The sequence below is a fragment of the Nocardia sp. NPDC050713 genome (assembly GCF_040654315.1).
In the GTDB taxonomy this organism is placed as follows: Bacteria; Actinomycetota; Actinomycetes; order Mycobacteriales; family Mycobacteriaceae; genus Nocardia.
The window spans coordinates 28870-45312 of the sequence record NZ_JBFAHS010000009.1 but is presented as its reverse complement, the minus strand read 5'-3'; the positions used below and the strand labels follow the sequence as shown (position 1 = coordinate 45312).

The window sequence follows — 16443 nt, the reverse complement described above, 5'->3', positions numbered from 1 at the left end:
CGGAAACGGCGAAGCCGGTCGCAGAGTTGGTCTCCGACCGGCTTCCCTGAGGCCGAAGCGGACCTGTGCAGTCCGCACCCGCGTGCTCAGACCGTCGCGTCCTGAGCCGTGGCGGTCACGACCAGGCGGCGACGCCGGCTCGGCACCATCAGGGTCGGGTGGTTGACGCTCCACGCGGCGCCCTTGCAGATCAGCTCCTTCACGCGCGCGCCCTTGCGGCCGACGTCGACCTTCGAGGTCGGCTGATCCTCCTTGGTCACCTTCTGCACGATGGCATCGTGGCGGCCGAGGCTGATGCACTGGCTGTTGTAACCGATCGGGGCGTCCGGGACCGCACGTCCGGTCAGCCGGGCGGCAATGGCATCGGCGCCCAGCCAGGCCATCGGGGAGGCGGTGGCGCAGCCCATGCGCAGCGTCTTGCCGCCCACTCCGGCGGCGTGCGCGGCATCGCCGACGGCGTAGACGTCCGGGTGCGAGACCGAGCGCAGGGTGGCGTCGACGACGATGCGCCCGGCCTCGGAGACGGTGAGCGTGCTGGCGGCCGCGATCGGGTGCGCGGCGAAACCCGCTGTCCAGACGGTCATCCGGGCCGGAATCTCCGCACCCGATCTGGTGACCACGCCGTCCCCGGTGACGCGGGTGACGTCGGCGTGTTCGTGCACGGTGATGCCGAAACGCTCGAAAGAGGCGCGCAGGTGGGTCTGCGCCTTCTCGTCGAGCCAGTCACCGACGCCGCCGCGCGCCGCCACGGCGACCTTCAGATCCGGGCGCGCTTCGGCGATCTCGGTCGCGGCCTCGATGCTGGTCAGGCCGCCGCCCACGATCAGCACGGTCTCGCCCGCCACCAACTCGTTCAGGCGCTCCCGCAACCGCAGTGCGGCCGGCTTGCTCGCCACATTGTGAGCGTGCTCGGCGACGCCGGGCACGCCGAAATCGGCGATGGTGCTGCCCAGGGCGTAGACCAGGGTGTCGTAGGGCAGCGTCTCGGCGCCGTTCTCGCCGATCAGCCCGACGGTCTTGCGATCCGCGTCGACCGAATCGACCCACGCGATTCGCACCTGAACACCGGTGCCCGCGAACACCTTCCGCAGCGGGCGGACCGGCAGGTCCTGACCGGCGGCGAGCTGGTGCAGGCGGATCCGTTCGACGAAATCGGGATCGGCATTGACCAGGGTGATCTCGATGTCGTCGCGGTGTAGTCGCTTGGCCAGGCGGCCGGCGGTGATGGCTCCGGCGTACCCGGCTCCGAGGACGACGATGCGGTGCTTCATGGTTTTGCTCCTGTCTCGGTGGGTTCGATACCTGAACCGGACAGGGCTACGAATGCTGACAACTACCGACTGTGATGTAGGTCACCACAATTCGGGCAGGGGCGCTCCCGGCGCGTAGGCGGCCCACTGGCGGTTGGCATGTGCCAGCTTGTCGGGGTTGACGTGGGCGTGCACGGCGGCGATGCCGTCGACGGTGACGTGCAGGACCACGATGCCGACGACCCGATCCTCCGACACCAGCACCAGCGCGGGCATCCCATTGGCGATGGCCGCGAACATCTCGGGCTTGCCGCCGAGCTTGTCCCACGTACCGTTCGAGGGCTTGATCGCGAGACGCACGAACCGCGCGATGCGCTCCGCGCCGAGAAGCGGCCGGCTCAGCGTCGCGATGAATCCGCCGCCGTCGCCGAGGATGGAGGCATCGTCGGTGAGCAGTGCCACCAGCGTCTCGGTCTGTCCACTGACCGCTGCGGCCAGGAATTCCTCGACGATCCGTCGAGCGGCGGCCTCGTCGACCTCGATGCGCGACCGCTCCATCGAAAGGTGCTGTTTGGCGCGGCGGTAGACCTGCTGGCAGTTGGCTTCGGTGATGTCGAGCAAATCGGCGATCTCTTGGTGCGGGTAGCCGAAGGCCTCGCGCAGCACGTACACCACGCGCTCCTTGGCGGTGAGCCGCTCCATGAGCGTGAGCATGGCGATCGATACCGATTCCCGCTGCTCCACGGTGTCGGCCGGACCAAGCATCGAGCCGCCCGCCAGCACCGGCTCCGGAAGCCATTGCCCCACATAGGTTTCCCGGCGGGCGCGGGCCGAGCTGAGCTGGTTGAGGCAGAGATTGGTGAGCACCTTGGTCAGCCACGCCTCGGGCGTCTCCACGTACTCGCGGTCGGCGGCCTGCCAGCGCAGGTACGTCTCCTGCACCGCGTCCTCGGCATCACTGGCCGAGCCGAGCAGGCGATAGGCAATCGCTTCCAGGCGGGCCCTGGAGCCTTCGAACAGATCGGCCTCGCGCGTGAGCAACATGCCGCCATCGTCGGCCATGCGTACCGGGCACGTCCACCCGCGCCCGGCCGGACCTTCGAATCCGGGCACGAACTATGCGACCTCCCTGCGGAGTTCGACTGCGACACAACGGATCCCGGAAACGGCGAAGCCGGTCGGAGAGTGGTTCTCCGACCGGCTTCCCGCGTCGACGAGAGGGCTTACTCCGCGTCGATGATGAACGCTTCCAGCTGGGCGCGGGCGACGTCGTCCGCGAGCTGCTTCGGCGGGGACTTCATCAGGTAGGCCGAGGCCGGGATGACAGGTCCGCCGATGCCGCGGTCCTTGGCGATCTTGGCCGCGCGCACCGCGTCGATGATGATGCCCGCGGAGTTGGGCGAGTCCCACACCTCGAGCTTGTACTCCAGGTTCAGCGGCACGTCGCCGAAGGCGCGACCCTCGAGGCGCACGTAGGCCCACTTGCGGTCGTCGAGCCAGCCGACGTGGTCGGACGGGCCGATGTGCACGTCGTTGGCGCCCAGTTCCTTCTTCAGGTTGCTGGTGACGGCCTGCGTCTTGGAGATCTTCTTGGACTCCAGGCGCTCGCGCTCGAGCATGTTCTTGAAGTCCATGTTGCCGCCGACGTTGAGCTGCATGGTGCGGTCGAGCTGCACGCCGCGGTCCTCGAACAGCTTGGCCATCACGCGGTGGGTGATGGTCGCGCCGACCTGGCTCTTGATGTCGTCGCCGACGATCGGGACGCCCGCGTCCACGAACTTCTGCGCCCACACGGGGTCGGAGGCGATGAACACCGGGAGCGCGTTGACGAAGGCGACGCCCGCGTCGATGGCGCACTGGGCGTAGAACTTGTCCGCTTCTTCCGAGCCCACCGGCAGGTAGGACACCAGGACGTCGACCTTCGCGTCCTTCAGGGCCTGCACCACGTCGACCGGCTCGGCCTCGGAGAGCTCGATGGTCTGCGCGTAGTACTTGCCGATGCCGTCGAGCGTCGGGCCGCGCTGCACGACCACGTCGGTCGGGGGCACGTCGGAGATCTTGATGGTGTTGTTCTCGCTGGCGAAGATCGCCTCGGCAAGGTCGAAGCCGACCTTCTTGGCGTCCACGTCGAACGCGGCGACGAACTTGACGTCGCGGACGTGGTACCGGCCGAACTTGACGTGCATCAGACCGGGCACGGTCGAGGTCTCGTCCGCGTCCTTGTAGTACTGCACGCCCTGGACCAAGGAGGAGGCGCAGTTGCCCACGCCCACGATGGCCACGCGAACTTCGGTGGCGTTCTCAGCCGTATTGATGTCACTCATGGCCGATGGTTCCCTCTTTCTGTGGTGCCGCCTTCGTTGATTGCTCCGCCGCAATCAACTCGTTGAGCCAGCGCACTTCGCGCTCGCTTGATTCCAGACCGAGTTGGTGGAGCTGGCGGGTGTAGCGATCCAGCGACCCGCTGGCCCGTTTGATCGCTTCCCGCAATCCCTCTCGGCGCTCCTCGACCTGCCGGCGCCTGCCCTCCAGGATTCGCATCCGCGCTTCCGCGGGAGTGCGACTGAAGAACGCCAGGTGGACGCCGAAGCCGTCGTCGGTGTAGTTCTGCGGTCCGGTGTCGGCGAGGAGCTCGGTGAAACGCTCCCGCCCCGCCGGGGTCAGCTGATAGACCCGTCGCGCGCGGCGCATGGTGACGCCCGCGACGTTCTCCTCCGCGATCAGCCCGTCCGCCTGCATGCGCCGCAGCGTCGGATAGAGCGACCCGTAGGAGAAGGCACGAAACGGCCCGAGCAGACCCGTCAGCCGCTTGCGCAGCTCGTAACCGTGCATGGGCGCTTCGAGGAGCAGCCCGAGAATTGCCAGCTCGAGCATCGGGCGTCACCCCCTGACTGTTGTGCAGACCTAACCAATGGATGCGACTTCCGAGTATATCGCGCCGATATAACTGGGCACAGCGATGGGCGATACATGCGGTGTGTGCGCAGGTCAGCGACCGGGCGGGCGGACTTCCAACGGTTCGCCGTCGAACAGCACGGTCATGAAGCCGCTCTCGTCGACCTCGTTGCGGACGAAGATCTGCAAGCGCGGCTGGGCGTTCTTCTCGGCTTCGCGCTCGATGCTCACGTGCGAGATGGGACTGCCAGGCAGCAGCAACGACTGCGGGGCCCCCGCGAGCAGCCGGGAGACGACCGGCAGGTCGATGGTGGCGAGGTCGACGGTCGGAGTGTCGAGCTTGCGCGCCTGCGAACTGCTCGACGCGTCGAAATCGCCGTCGAAGTGGAAGTACTGGGACCTGTTGTTCACGTTGCGATAGAAGATCGCGTACCGCGGATACACGGTGAGATCGTCGACGACCGTGTCGCCGAACTCGGCGCGGTACCGATCGATGAAGTAGGCCAGGCCGGGGCCGGTGGTCAGGTCCGGCAGCGGATCGGCGGCGACGCGATCGGCCCCGCCGCGGCCGACGCAGCCGACGAGCGCGCCGAACAGCGCGGCCGCGAGCAAGATCGCCGCGGGCAACCACCACCCGCGGCGGCGTCCGCCACGCACGACCGGCGCGTCGACCAGGTCGCCGGGGATCTGCAGGTCGGCGATCAGCTTGTCCAGCTCGCCGAACGACTGCGCCTTCATCGCCGCCTTGGTGCGGGCGGTGTGCTCCTGCTCGGTGAGCTGGCCGTCGGCGAGTGCCGCGTCGAGCAGACCGCACACATCGGCGCGATCGGTGTCGCGGGCCCGCAGCCGAGCGGTGTTCGACGCCATCCCGCCCCGGTTCATCGGACCTCCCAGACCTTCAGCACTTCGCCCGCGGGCGTGAGCACGACGCGACCGTACTGGCCGCGCTCGTTCTTCACTCGAATCTCGACCAGCGGCCGACCCGGCGCCGTGCCGGAATCGTCGGCGGAGACGTCGATCGAGTCGACGACGCCGTCGGGCACCTTGGTCAACCTGGGCGCGTCGGCGAGCACCTTGCCGATCGCCGCGACATCGAGAACGGCCAGGTCCACCGTCCGGGTGTCGGGATCGCGCGTCGTGACGGTGTCGTGCCGCCGCTCGAATCCGCCCCAGTAGTCCCAGTCGACGGACCACCGCGGGCCCTCCGGCGCGACCCGCTGCACCGAGGCGAAATTCTGGTGCAGCGCGAGTTCGTCGACGATGGTGTCGCCGAACTTCTCGCGATACCGGTCGCGGAACAGCGTCATGCCCGCGACCGTGTCGAGTTCGGGCGTCGGCAGCACCAAGGGCTGCACCGGATTCGGATCGAGCGTCTGGCGAGACGTTGCCGTCACCCCGGCATCGTCGCGTCCCGCGGCGACGTAACCCGCCCACACGCCGAGCACCGCCGTGACACCTACGGCGACGCGGAACAAGAGCCGACGGCGCGACCGCGGTGGGGTGGGCGACGGCGCGGCGGCGCGCTGCAGATCCGCGACCAATTCCGCCAACTCAGCGAGCGTTTTCGCCTCCGAGGCGAGTTCGGTCGCCGCCTCGTGTTCCTCGGCGCTGAGCTGCCCGTCGCCGAGTGCGCTGTCCAGCGCCCGAACGGTGTTGGCGCGATCGACATTTCGCGCCCGGGTGTGACCGGCGTAACCCGCACGGGATCGACCACGTCGCAACGGTTTCCGTGACACGCCGCGTGGCGTCAGATCTCGCGCGGCCGCCGGGACCTGGAGATCGGACGTCAAACGCGCCAGCTCACCGAGTGTTTTCGCCGCGGATGCCTTGGCCGTTCGCTCGCGATACTCCTCACCCCCGAGCTGCCCCTCCGCATAGGCCGCGTCCAACACCCCGCACGCATGGACTCGATCGATGTCTCGCGCTCGCATGCGCCCGTCATTCCCGGTGGACACCACCGAATCGTAGACGGCCCCGACCCTCGCCACCGGCGAAATCCCTATCGACGAAGGCCGGTGCGCCGCCCGAACCAATGCCCCGCGCGGCCTAGATAAGCCCGGTGGACCGAGGCGCTCGCGCCCGCGCCCCGCTACTCTGGTTGGCGTGCGAATTCAGCGGCAGGTGGTCGACTACGCGCTCCGGCGCCGGTCGCTGCTGGCTGACGTCTATGCGGGCCGGGTCGATGTCGCCGAGGTGTGTGATGCAAATCCCTATCTCCTGCGTGCGGCGAAGTTCCACGGTCGGGGGAGCGAGGTCACGTGCCCTATCTGCCGGAAAGAACAGCTCACCCTCGTATCCTGGGTCTACGGCGACGGCCTAGGACCGGTGGCTGGTTCGGCTCGCACACCCGAGGAGCTCACGCGCCTCGCCGAGACTCGCGAGGAGTTCTCGGTTCATGTCGTCGAGGTATGCCGCAGCTGCAGCTGGAATCATCTGGTGCAGTCCTACGTGCTCGGCAACGCCCCGGCGCCTACGCGTCGCCGTACGGGTACCCGAGCGAACCGACGTACCGCCGCCGAGTGATGTGCCTGGTCATCTGCCCGTTGGGTGACATGCGGAGCCCACACGTGTCCGCTGCGGTGCCCGTGACCGCACCGAGCCAGCCTGACCGATACGAGTTATGGAGATCTTGTCAGTGAATTCGCCTTACGAGACTTCCCCCTACGGCGATGAACCGCACGGCGGCCGTACTCAGCGAAGTTCACAACCGGCTCCGAACCCGTCACCAGGCCAGCGCCAAGCGCCGCCGCCCGGTTTCCGTCCGCTACCGCCCCCCGGCGGTCCGCGCCCGGGTGGCCCGCAGGGCGGCCCGCGTCCCGGCGGTCCACAGGGTGGACCCAACGGTGGCGCGCGCGGTCCGCAGCCGCCGCACCGTCCCGGCCCGCCGCCCCAGGGCCGTCCTCCACAAGGTCGTCCCCCGCAGGGTCGTCCGCCGGAGGGTCGTCCGCCGGAGGGTCGTCCGCAGCCGCCCGGCGGCGCCGCGGGCGCGACCCAGCGCATTCAGCGGCCCGGCCAGAATCCGCAGGGCGCGCCGCGACCCAGCTCGCTGAGCGAGGCGGTCGCCGAGCGCGACCGGCGGTCCGGTCCGAGCGCCGCCGTCCGTCCCGCGGGCGGCGCGCGGCCGAACACCGGCCAGCGGCCCGCGATCGACCGCGATCGTCGTCCGAACGGTCCCGTCACCGGGGAGCGCCGCGCCCAGTCGGGTCAGCCGCCCTCGGGCCCGCCGCCGCGTCGCAACGGCGGCGGTGACGGTGGTTCCGGCGGGGCGGGCAAGCGACCCGGTGCGAAGCGGATTCCATGGAAGCTGATCCGCCGGACCCTCTACGTGTGCATGGCCCTGGCCATCGTGGTGCCGAGCGCCGTCTTCCTCGTCGCCTACAGCACGGTGTCGGTGCCGCAGCCCGGCGACCTGAAGACCAACCAGGTCGCGATGATCTACGCCAGCGACGGCAGCACGGTGCTGAGCAAGGTGGTTCCGCCGCAGGGCAACCGCACCGACGTGACCATCGAGCAGATCCCGCCGCACGTGCGCAACGCGGTCATCGCGGCCGAGGACCGGGATTTCTACACCAACCCCGGCTTCTCGATCTCCGGCTTCGTGCGCGCGGCCCGCGACAACGTCATGGGCAAGGAGAGCGCGGGCGGTGGTTCGACGATCACCCAGCAGTACGTGAAGAACGCGCTGGTCGGTGACGAACGCTCGCTCACCCGAAAGATGCACGAGCTGGTCATCTCGGCGAAGATGGCGCGGCAGTGGAGCAAGGACGAGATCCTCGCCGCCTACCTGAACACCATCTACTTCGGTCGCGGCGCGTACGGCATCGACGCGGCGTCCAAGGCCTACTTCGGCAAGCCGGTCCAGGATCTGACCGTCGCCGAGGGCGCGGTGCTCGCCGCCACCATTCAGCTGCCGTCGCTGCTCGATCCGGAGAAGAACCCGGAGGGCGCCAAGACGCGCTGGAACTACGTGCTCGACGGCATGGTCGACGGCGGCAACCTGAAGCCCGCCGACCGGCAGGGCATGCAGTACCCGCAGGTGACCCCCGTCGCGCAGACCCAGGACAAGACGCTGGATTCCGGTCCCGAGGGCCTGATCAAGACCCGGGTGCTCGAGGAGCTCTCGGAGGCGGGCATCAGCGAGCAGCAGCTCAACACCGCGGGTCTGCAGATCACCACGACCATCGATCCGAAGGCGCAGCAGGCCGCGGTCGACGCCGCGACGAGCAAGATGCAGGGCGAGCCCGAGCAGCTGCGGACCGCGGTGGTGTCGATCGACCCGCGCACCGGCGCGGTGCGCGCTTACTACGGCGGCACCGACGGCCAGGGCTACGACTTCGCCAACGCGCCGCTGCAGACCGGTTCCTCGTTCAAGGTGGTCGGCTTGGCCGCGAACCTCGAACAGGGCATCCCGCTCTCGCAGATGTACGACAGCTCGCCGCTGACGGTGAACGGCATCAAGATCACCAACGTGGAGGGCGAGTCCTGCGGCATGTGCACCATCGCCGAGTCGCTGAAGCGTTCGCTGAACACCAGCTTCTATCGGATGCAGCTGGACATGGGCAACGGTCCGCAGAAGATCGCGGACATGGGTCACAAGCTCGGTATTCCGGAGGAACTGCCCGGCGTCGGCAAGACCCTGTCCGAGCCGGATGGTTCCGGCCCGAACAACGGCATCGTGCTCGGCCAGTACCAGGCCCGGCCGCTCGACATGGCCTCCGCTTACGCCACGCTCGCCGCGTCCGGCGTGTACCACCAGCCGCACTTCGTGCAGCGGGTGGTGACCGCCGACGGCCAGGTGCTGCTCGATCGCGGTGACGTCGCGGGCGAACAGCGCGTCTCGGCCGCCGTCGCCGACAACGTGACCGCGGCGATGAAGCCGATCGCGCAGTACTCGCGCAACCACAACCTGGCGGGCGGCCGCGAGTCGGCGGCCAAGACCGGTACCGCGCAGCTGCTCGACACCGGCGAGAACAAGGACACCTGGATGGTCGGCTACACACCGTCGCTGTCCACCGCGGTCTGGGTCGGCAGCGTGGACAACTCGCCGCTGCGCAACTACGCCGGCGCCATGATCTACGGCTCCAGCCTGCCGTCGGACATCTGGAAGGCGACCATGGACGGCGCCCTGCAGGGCACACCGGTCGAGACCTTCCCGAAGCCCGCGCCGATCAAGGGCCAGGCGGGTGTCCCGGAGTGGACCGCGCCGTACACCCCGCCGTCGACCGTCGACGCGCCGGTGCCGCCGGTGGTGATCGCGCCGACCCAGGTGGAGATCCTGCCGGGCATCACCATCCCGGTCCCCGGCGTGCAGCCCAACCCGCAGACGCAGCAACGTCCGCAGCAGCGTGAGCAGGATCCGGGCCCGCTGCCCGGCCAGCCGGTCGCCCCGACCGGCGGTGGCTCACCGACGCAGACCGGCTCGCCGCGTCCGGGCGGAACCGGAAACGGCGGCGGTGGAGCGGGCGACAGCGGCGACGAAGAAGGGTCGAACAGCCCGCAGCCGACGCGCAGTCGATAACAGCCGAGGCCGCCCGGGAGAATCCCGGGCGGCCTCGCTGTTTGTCCAGTGCACGCGACTGGCCGCGCCGTCGTCGGCCTGAAGCGGCCTGGCACCCGACGGGATCAGACGCGGGTGATGTACCAGAATCCGTTCGGGTCCTGATAGCAGCGGTCGTGCACGCCGGCCCAGGTCAGGCACTCGGAGTACGAACGGTAGCCCTCGAGGACGACCCAGTCGCCCTCGCCGACCTTGACGCACCTGTCGCGGACGCCTGCCCATGTCAGACACTCCGCATACGACGCGTACCCGGCTGATGCGTTCCCCGCGAGTCCGAAGACCGCAGCGCTCGCTATGGCGAGCACCGTCAGCAATTTCTTGAACATATAGCCCCAACGGCAGCCGTGTGCGCCGGTTCCATCGACCGAGTGCTGCCAGTCGCCCACACTCCTGTCACGTCGGGGCCGTACGTCGGCTCAGGCGGACCTACTAGGCTCGGGTTCCGTGACCGATCAGCAAGTGGTGGACGTGCGGACGGGAGAGGCCGCGCGCTCCAGCGGGGGCTCTGGTGGCGGGACACACTACGTGGCGCCCGCGCCGCTCGCACCGGACCTACGCTCGGCCGACGCGCGGGATCGCCCGAGCCGCAACGATTCCCTCGCCGCGCAGCTGAGCACCGTCGTCGGCGGGCCGGTGGGCGATCACGCGCTGATCGGCCGGGTCCGCTTCTGGACACCGATGCGGGTCGTCTTCGCTTGCACTGTGATCTTCCTGGCGCTCGGCTGGGCCACCAAGGCGGGCTGCATCCAGCAGACGGACGCCGGTGACGGCACGCTGACGCTGGACTGGAACAACGGCCGCCAGTACGTGGCGATGTGCTACTCGGACACGGTGCCGCTGTACGGCGCCGAACGCCTCGACGAGGGCGCGTTCCCGTACAAGAAAGCCTGGGTCGAGAAGACACCCGACGGCGGGCGCGAGACGCGGTACATGGAATACCCGGTGCTTTCGGGTCTGTACCAATACGTGTCCATGCAGATCGCCAAGACCTGGGACGCGCTGCCGCTGCCCCGCGCGCTGCAGGTGGTCATCTACTTCAATGTCGTCGCGTTCGGCCTGGCCCTCGGCTGGCTGGTCACCGTGTGGGCCTCGGCGCTGCTCGCCGGACGCCGGATCTGGGACGCGGCGCTCGTCGCGTGCTCGCCGCTGGTGATCGTGCACGCGTTCACCAACTTCGACGCCCTCGCGACCGCGTTCGCCGCCACCGGCCTGCTGGCCTGGGCGCGGCGCAGGCCCGTCCTCGCCGGTGTGCTGCTCGGGCTCGGCGGCGCGGCGAAGCTCTATCCGCTGCTGCTGCTCGGCCCGATCGTGGTGCTGTGCCTGCGGGTGGATCCGATGCACCGGGTGCCGAGCACGCGGCTCGGGCTGCGGATGCGCGATATCGACGGTTGGCGCGCGGCGCTCACCTGGGTGCGCGAAACCCCGTACCGCATCCAGTTCCTCAGCTTCCGTCCGCTCGGCGCGGCGATCGTCGCGGTGGTGGCCGCGGCGGGCACCTGGCTGGCGGTGAATCTGCCGATCGCTGTGCTGTATCCGAACGGCTGGCGCGAGTTCTTCCGGCTCAACACCACCAGACACGCCGACCCCGACTCCATCTACAACGTGATCACCTCGTTCACCGGCTGGACCGGATTCGACGGCGAACTGAACCACGGCGAGGCGCCGACCGTGCTGAACGCGGTCTCGCTGCTGCTCTTCGTGGTCGCCTGCGCCGCGATCGCGTATATCGCGCTGACCGCGCCGCGCCGCCCGCGCCTGGCCCAGCTCTGCTTCCTCGTGGTCGCGGCGTTCCTGCTCACCAACAAGGTGTGGAGCCCGCAGTATTCGCTGTGGCTGGTGCCGCTCGCCGTGCTCGCGCTGCCGCACCGCCGAATCCTGTTGGCCTGGATGACGATCGACGCGCTCGTCTGGGCGCCGCGCATGTTCTACTACCTCGGACTCGATCGCAAGGGTCTGCCCGAGCAGTGGTTCACCGGCACCGTCGTCCTGCGCGACCTCGCGGTGCTCGGGCTCTGCGCACTGATCGTCTGGCAGATCTACCGGCCGGGCGAGGACCTGGTCCGCCGCGATTTCGTGGACGACCCGGCGGGCGGCGTCATCGACCGCAGCGCCGATCCGCTGCTGCCGTGGTTGCCGGAATTGTTGCGCCCCAAGGCGACTCCGTCCCGCACCGGCTGAGCCGCGCGATCGTCGACCGAAGGTGACCTATGGTCGGTCCGAATAGCTCACGGTCACCTTCAGTCGGATTGCGCCCATGCGGTATTCGACCGAAGGCGGCCGGTAATGGCTGACGGTCACCTCGATCGGTAGCTACTCCGAACGCAAAAGCTTTGCCGCCCGCTGCGGATCGCTTGGCAACAGATCCAACTCCAACTGCCAGGCGCTCCCGGTCCACGGATCGAACAGCGGGGTGTCCTCCACAGTCGGCAGGTGACGGCAGGCCTGCGACAGCGCCGCCACGGTGCCGTCCGGTGATTCGGACTCGTCGCTGCCGACGATCACGATGGACAGCCCGATCAGATCGCCACGCAGGGTCAGCGCCGTGATGCGCTGGGCGTCGGAGGCCTGGTATCCGTGCGGGAAGTCGGCCGCGAGCAGCACCCGATGCTCGGCGGGCGGTGTGAAAGCGCCGCTGTCGTAAGCCATTTCGGCCAGCTCGGCGGCGTCGACAAGGGCTTGCAGCCGCGCCGAGATATCGCCGTGGTCGGTGATCGGCGGACCGTTCAGCACCGCTCCGAGCGGCGCGAGCAGTCCGGTGAACGCCCCGGTCAGGTCGATGGCGTCGATGCGGGTGCGCCTGCCGGGGTCGGACGCGAGGAGCCGGGCCAGCAGTGCGCCGACCACCGGAACGACCGCCGCCGAATGCTCGGTGTCGATCCACAGCGGCCTGGTCAGCGGCACCGGCACGCAGTACGGGATGCGCAGCGACCCGCGTTCGATCGCGTACAGCTCACCCAGCCGGATGCCGTCGCTCGGCTTCGCGCGGCCCTCCCAGGCCGGTGACGACCAAGAGGCCAGCGCGGGCGGCAGCAGCCGGTCGGCCTCGGCGAGCTCGCGCATCAGATGCTCGCTGTCGCGCCGATGATTGCCCTCGGCGACCGCGACGAGTTCGTCGCTGCGGCGTTGTGCCTCCTGGCGCTTGGCCTCGGCGACGGGGGTGTTCCTGGTCGCGGGATCGGAGACCGCGGCCGAGAGTTCCTCGTCCAGCCGTTTCGCCGCGTAGTCCCGTGCCGAGATGAGCGCGGCGGCCGAGCGGGCCGCGTCCTCGAAGATCATCCACAGCCGTTCCAGACCGTGCGACACCTCCAGCCCGGGACCACCGGTCGGATGCTGGGCCTGCTGCGGCCCGGCGATGGCGTCCCGGTCACTCGCGGGATGCGGGGCGTGCGCCGCGGCATCCGGTCCACCGGACACCTCGACGCCGTGCGCTGGCAGCAGCACCGGCAGCCCGCCCGCGTAGCCCTGGCCGACGGCGCGCACCTTCCACGCGTCCCCGCGCCGGTAGACCTCGAGGCAGATCAACGCCGCCTCCCCCGCCGCGGGCGCGATCGCGAATTCCGCGGTGACCGTGCCGTTCTCGGAGAGAGACGCGGTCACCGGCCCGAGTTCGCCGCCGCCAGGCGCCGCGGGGTCGGCGCTGACCACCAGCAGCACCGCCTTGGCGTCGGCGCGCACCTCGGCCAGGGTGATGCTCACCTCGTCGCCGTCCAGCGCGACGCCGCCGGTGTTCGGCTGGTTGTAGAAGACGAAGTCCGACGCGTCGAACACGCGCAGGTTCTCCGCCACCACCAGCGCGGAAACATCCAGCGCCGCACCGGCTTTCGCACTGAACCGAAGCACCTGACCGTTCAGCGGGATGTTCTGACCCGCCTTCAGTTGAATCACGTTGTCCGCCATGCTCTTCGCGTGTACCTCCGGCAAGCCTGCCTCAGAGGAAACGGCCGAGCTGGGGAATCGCCTCGCCGGGATGTTTGGCCTGGAAGCCCTCGCCGAGCGCCTGCATCTTCCAGTCGCCGCCGACCCGGAACACCTTCGCCATCGCCATCGCGGTGAACGCCATGCCGCCCGCCATGGTGTACCTGGCGAGCTCGGCGTTGTTGGAGCCGTCGACGAGACGGGTGAACGCGTTGCGCACCTGCTCGAAGGTGTGGCCCTTGTAGGAGGTCACGATGAACACCAGCGAGGTGATGTGCGCCGGGATCCTGGTCAGGTCGACCAGGATGACCTCGTCGTCGCCCTCGCCCTCGCCGGTCAGGTTGTCGCCCTGGTGGCGCACCGAGCCGTCCTTGGAAGAGAGCTGACCGTAGTAGGCGTAGTCGGCCGGGTTTCCGTCGGCGAACATGATCACCGAGGCGTCCAGGTCGATGTCGACGGTCCGGTTGCCGAACATGCCGCGGGTTTGCACCGGATCCCAGCCCAGACCCATCTTCACGAAGGTCAGCGCCTGGCCGCCCTCCTTGCGCAGCGTGACGCGCTGACCCTTCTGCAGGCTGACCGGGCGGTCCTTGCTCAGGCTCACCTCGCCCGTCGGCTGCGCGGCCTGCTGCGGTGCGGTGGCCGGTCCGGGCGGCGGCGGGTAGCCACCACCGGTCGGGGGCGCGTACCCGGATCCGGGCGGCGGGTACGAGCCGCCGGTGGCGGCGTACTGCGGCGACTGCTGGGCCGGGGCCGTCTGCTGCGGGTAGTGCGTCGGCGGCGCCTGCTGCGGGGCCTGCTGGGCCGCGGGCGACTCGTCGACGGACACGCCGTGATCGGTGACCAGCGCCGCGAAACCACCCGCGTAGCCCTGGCCGACGGCGCGCACCTTCCAGGAGCCCTGGCGGCGGTACAGCTCCAGCGCGATCACGATGGACTCGGTGTCGAGCCCGTCGATCCGGTACTCGTACAACGGATTACCGCCGGCGTCGGAGACGATGGCGATCGGCGGCGCGGTCCTGCCGAAATTGCTGGAGGCGTCGTCGAGGGTGATCACCGCGCGGATCTGCTCGATCTCGGCGGGCACCGCGTTCAGCGACACGGCGAGCGAGGCGGGCTGTCCCGCGGGCGCGGGCTGCAGGTTGACGCCGGGGCCATTGGGCTGGTTGAAGAAGACGAAGTCCGCGTCCGAGCGGACCTTGCCCCGCTCGGTCACCAGCAGTGCGGACAGGTCCGCCGGTGCCGACAGCTGGACGGAGATCACCACATCGTTGGTGGCCAGCGGGCCGTTCTGGCCCTTGGCGAGTGTTGCGGACAAGGTCGACCCTTCGCTTGTCGGTGCGTACGTTTGCCACTCTACGAGAAACGGCCCGGCCACCGCCGAAGTAAACGCCGCGCGGGGCGTTGCGAACCCTGTGTGTCCGTTACAGTGACCGCTGGCAGCGGAACGCGACGACGACCCACGTTCCCGAACTGAGACAGCAGGGCAAACTCCCAGATGGCACAACTTTTCGAACAGTCGAAGAAGGTGGTCGAGGCCCATCTCGCCGGAACGAGTGTCCGCGCGATCGCCGGGTCGATGATCGCCTACGAAGGAAACGTGCAGTTCAAGGCCGCCGGATTCGGCGGAGGCGACGGCGTGCTCGCCGGACTCAAGCGGCGCGCCACCGGCGAGAAGCTGTCGCTGATGGAATGCGGCGGTAACGGCAGGGTCTTCTTCGCGGTGAACGGCCAGCACGTGTCGGTGGTGAACCTGAACGGTGAGACGTTGCAGGTGGAATCGCAGCAACTGCTCGCGTTCGCCGGGAATCTGCGCACCGACGTGCGTTTCGCGGGCTTGCGCGGCGCGTCCACCGGGGCGGGGCTGTTCACCACCACCGTCACCGGCCAGGGACAGGTCGCGCTGCTCTCCGCGGGCGGCCCGCTGATCCACCTCGAGGTGTCGCCGCAGTATCCGCTGGTGGTCGATCCGGACGCGTTCGTCGCCGCGCAGGGCAATCTGAACCAGTCCTTCGTCACCGATGTCTCGTGGCGGACCATGGTCGGTCAGGATGCGGGCGAGGCGTTCTCGCTGCGCTGGGAAGGCCAGGGCGTCGTGTTGATCCAGCCCGCGGAACGGTAAGGGGCCGGGGATGTTCGAGAAAGTCAACGGCAAGGTCGTCAAGGTCGACGTCGGCATGGCGGGCGGCGTCGTCGCGCGCAGCGGCGCGATGCTGTACTACAGCGGCGACGTTTCCTTTGCGCCGCACCAGATTCCGGGCGCGCAGGGCATGGGCGGCGGCGGGCTGATGGGCATGGCGGGTCGCATGATGGCGGGCGAGCACGAGCGCACCATGCTCGCGCAGGGCAACGGCCAGGTGCACTACGGCTTCGCGGGGCTCGAGGTGCACGTCGTGCAGATGCAGCCCGGCGCGTCGCTGCGGGTGGAAGCCTCACGGCTGCTTGCCAATACCGCTGGCCTGCAGAGTTCGATCGTCTCGGTGGCGAGTTCCGGCGGCGGTGGCGGCGGCGGGCTGATGGGCGCGCTACGCGGCGCGGCCTCCGGTGCGCTGACCGGGCAGGGCATGTTCACCACCCAGCTGTCCGGGCACGGTGCGGCGGTGCTGCTCGCGCACGGCGGATTCCTGGAACTGCAAGTGGGCGGGCCGAATCCGATCGTGGTCGACCCGCAGGCGTTCGTCGCCGCGTACGGCAATGTGCAGACCGAACTGAAGACCGCGCTGAGCTGGCGTGACGCGGTCGGGCGCGGCTCCGGCGAGGCGATGCAATTGCATTGCGTCGGACAGGGTGTCGTCTACGTGCAGGCCTCCGAAGAGAAGTTGTGAC

The 16443-nt window shown here is 69.2% G+C and carries 14 protein-coding genes; 5 read left to right on the top strand and 9 right to left on the bottom strand.

What is annotated here, in order from left to right; all coding sequences use genetic code 11:
• Window positions 1-86: 86 nt before the first annotated feature.
• The 6 genes from AB0H49_RS18145 to AB0H49_RS18120 all read right to left on the bottom strand — a co-directional run bounded on the left by AB0H49_RS18145 (window position 87) and on the right by AB0H49_RS18120 (window position 6100).
• On the bottom strand, window positions 87-1271 hold the full coding sequence (locus AB0H49_RS18145; protein ID WP_357252738.1) for an FAD-dependent oxidoreductase: 1185 nt from the start codon (window positions 1269-1271) through the stop codon (window positions 87-89).
• An 81-nt stretch (window positions 1272-1352) separates the two neighbouring features.
• The gene (gene sigJ / locus AB0H49_RS18140; RefSeq protein WP_357252735.1) at window positions 1353-2294 is read right to left on the bottom strand and encodes an RNA polymerase sigma factor SigJ; all 942 of its coding nucleotides are present in this window, start codon (window positions 2292-2294) and stop codon (window positions 1353-1355) included.
• A 179-nt stretch (window positions 2295-2473) separates the two neighbouring features.
• Window positions 2474-3574 (bottom strand): inositol-3-phosphate synthase, encoded by a 1101-nt coding sequence (locus AB0H49_RS18135; protein ID WP_354998412.1) that lies wholly within the window; start codon window positions 3572-3574, stop codon window positions 2474-2476.
• On the bottom strand, window positions 3567-4124 hold the full coding sequence (locus AB0H49_RS18130; protein ID WP_067786837.1) for a PadR family transcriptional regulator: 558 nt from the start codon (window positions 4122-4124) through the stop codon (window positions 3567-3569). Before AB0H49_RS18130 ends, AB0H49_RS18135 begins: the two co-directional genes overlap by 8 nt.
• A 114-nt stretch (window positions 4125-4238) precedes the next feature.
• Window positions 4239-5027 carry a DUF1707 domain-containing protein gene (locus AB0H49_RS18125; RefSeq protein WP_354998411.1) on the bottom strand — a complete coding sequence of 263 codons (789 nt, stop codon included), beginning with the start codon at window positions 5025-5027 and terminating at the stop codon, window positions 4239-4241.
• Window positions 5024-6100 carry a DUF1707 domain-containing protein gene (locus tag AB0H49_RS18120; protein WP_357252731.1) on the bottom strand — a complete coding sequence of 359 codons (1077 nt, stop codon included), beginning with the start codon at window positions 6098-6100 and terminating at the stop codon, window positions 5024-5026. Before AB0H49_RS18120 ends, AB0H49_RS18125 begins: the two co-directional genes overlap by 4 nt.
• A gap of 148 nt (window positions 6101-6248) precedes the next feature.
• Here AB0H49_RS18120 and AB0H49_RS18115 point away from each other — a divergent pair, with 148 nt between their 5' ends.
• Both AB0H49_RS18115 and AB0H49_RS18110 read left to right on the top strand, forming a co-directional pair.
• Window positions 6249-6668 carry a DUF5318 domain-containing protein gene (locus tag AB0H49_RS18115; RefSeq protein ID WP_162272772.1) on the top strand — a complete coding sequence of 140 codons (420 nt, stop codon included), beginning with the start codon at window positions 6249-6251 and terminating at the stop codon, window positions 6666-6668.
• An 808-nt stretch (window positions 6669-7476) separates the two neighbouring features.
• Entirely contained in the window at window positions 7477-9663 is a 2187-nt protein-coding gene (locus AB0H49_RS18110) for a transglycosylase domain-containing protein (RefSeq protein ID WP_354999007.1), read from the top strand.
• A gap of 104 nt (window positions 9664-9767) precedes the next feature.
• Here the strand turns inward: AB0H49_RS18110 and AB0H49_RS18105 are convergent, their stop codons facing one another.
• On the bottom strand, window positions 9768-10088 hold the full coding sequence (locus tag AB0H49_RS18105) for a hypothetical protein (RefSeq protein WP_357252728.1): 321 nt from the start codon (window positions 10086-10088) through the stop codon (window positions 9768-9770).
• An 82-nt stretch (window positions 10089-10170) separates the two neighbouring features.
• Between AB0H49_RS18105 and AB0H49_RS18100 the strand changes: the two genes are divergently transcribed.
• Window positions 10171-11880 (top strand): glycosyltransferase 87 family protein, encoded by a 1710-nt coding sequence (locus tag AB0H49_RS18100; protein WP_357253146.1) that lies wholly within the window; start codon window positions 10171-10173, stop codon window positions 11878-11880.
• Window positions 11881-12012: 132 nt separating this feature from the next.
• Here the strand turns inward: AB0H49_RS18100 and AB0H49_RS18095 are convergent, their stop codons facing one another.
• Entirely contained in the window at window positions 12013-13599 is a 1587-nt protein-coding gene (locus AB0H49_RS18095) for a TerD family protein (RefSeq protein WP_357252725.1), read from the bottom strand.
• A gap of 31 nt (window positions 13600-13630) precedes the next feature.
• Window positions 13631-14935, bottom strand: coding sequence for a TerD family protein (locus tag AB0H49_RS18090; protein ID WP_357252722.1), 1305 nt, complete (start codon window positions 14933-14935; stop codon window positions 13631-13633).
• A gap of 180 nt (window positions 14936-15115) precedes the next feature.
• Between AB0H49_RS18090 and AB0H49_RS18085 the strand changes: the two genes are divergently transcribed.
• Both AB0H49_RS18085 and AB0H49_RS18080 read left to right on the top strand, forming a co-directional pair.
• Complete coding sequence (locus tag AB0H49_RS18085) at window positions 15116-15739, top strand: AIM24 family protein (protein WP_097246425.1); 624 nt, start codon at window positions 15116-15118, stop codon at window positions 15737-15739.
• Window positions 15740-15749: 10 nt separating this feature from the next.
• Window positions 15750-16442 carry an AIM24 family protein gene (locus AB0H49_RS18080; protein ID WP_141808141.1) on the top strand — a complete coding sequence of 231 codons (693 nt, stop codon included), beginning with the start codon at window positions 15750-15752 and terminating at the stop codon, window positions 16440-16442.
• The last annotated feature ends 1 nt before the right edge of the window (window position 16443 follow it).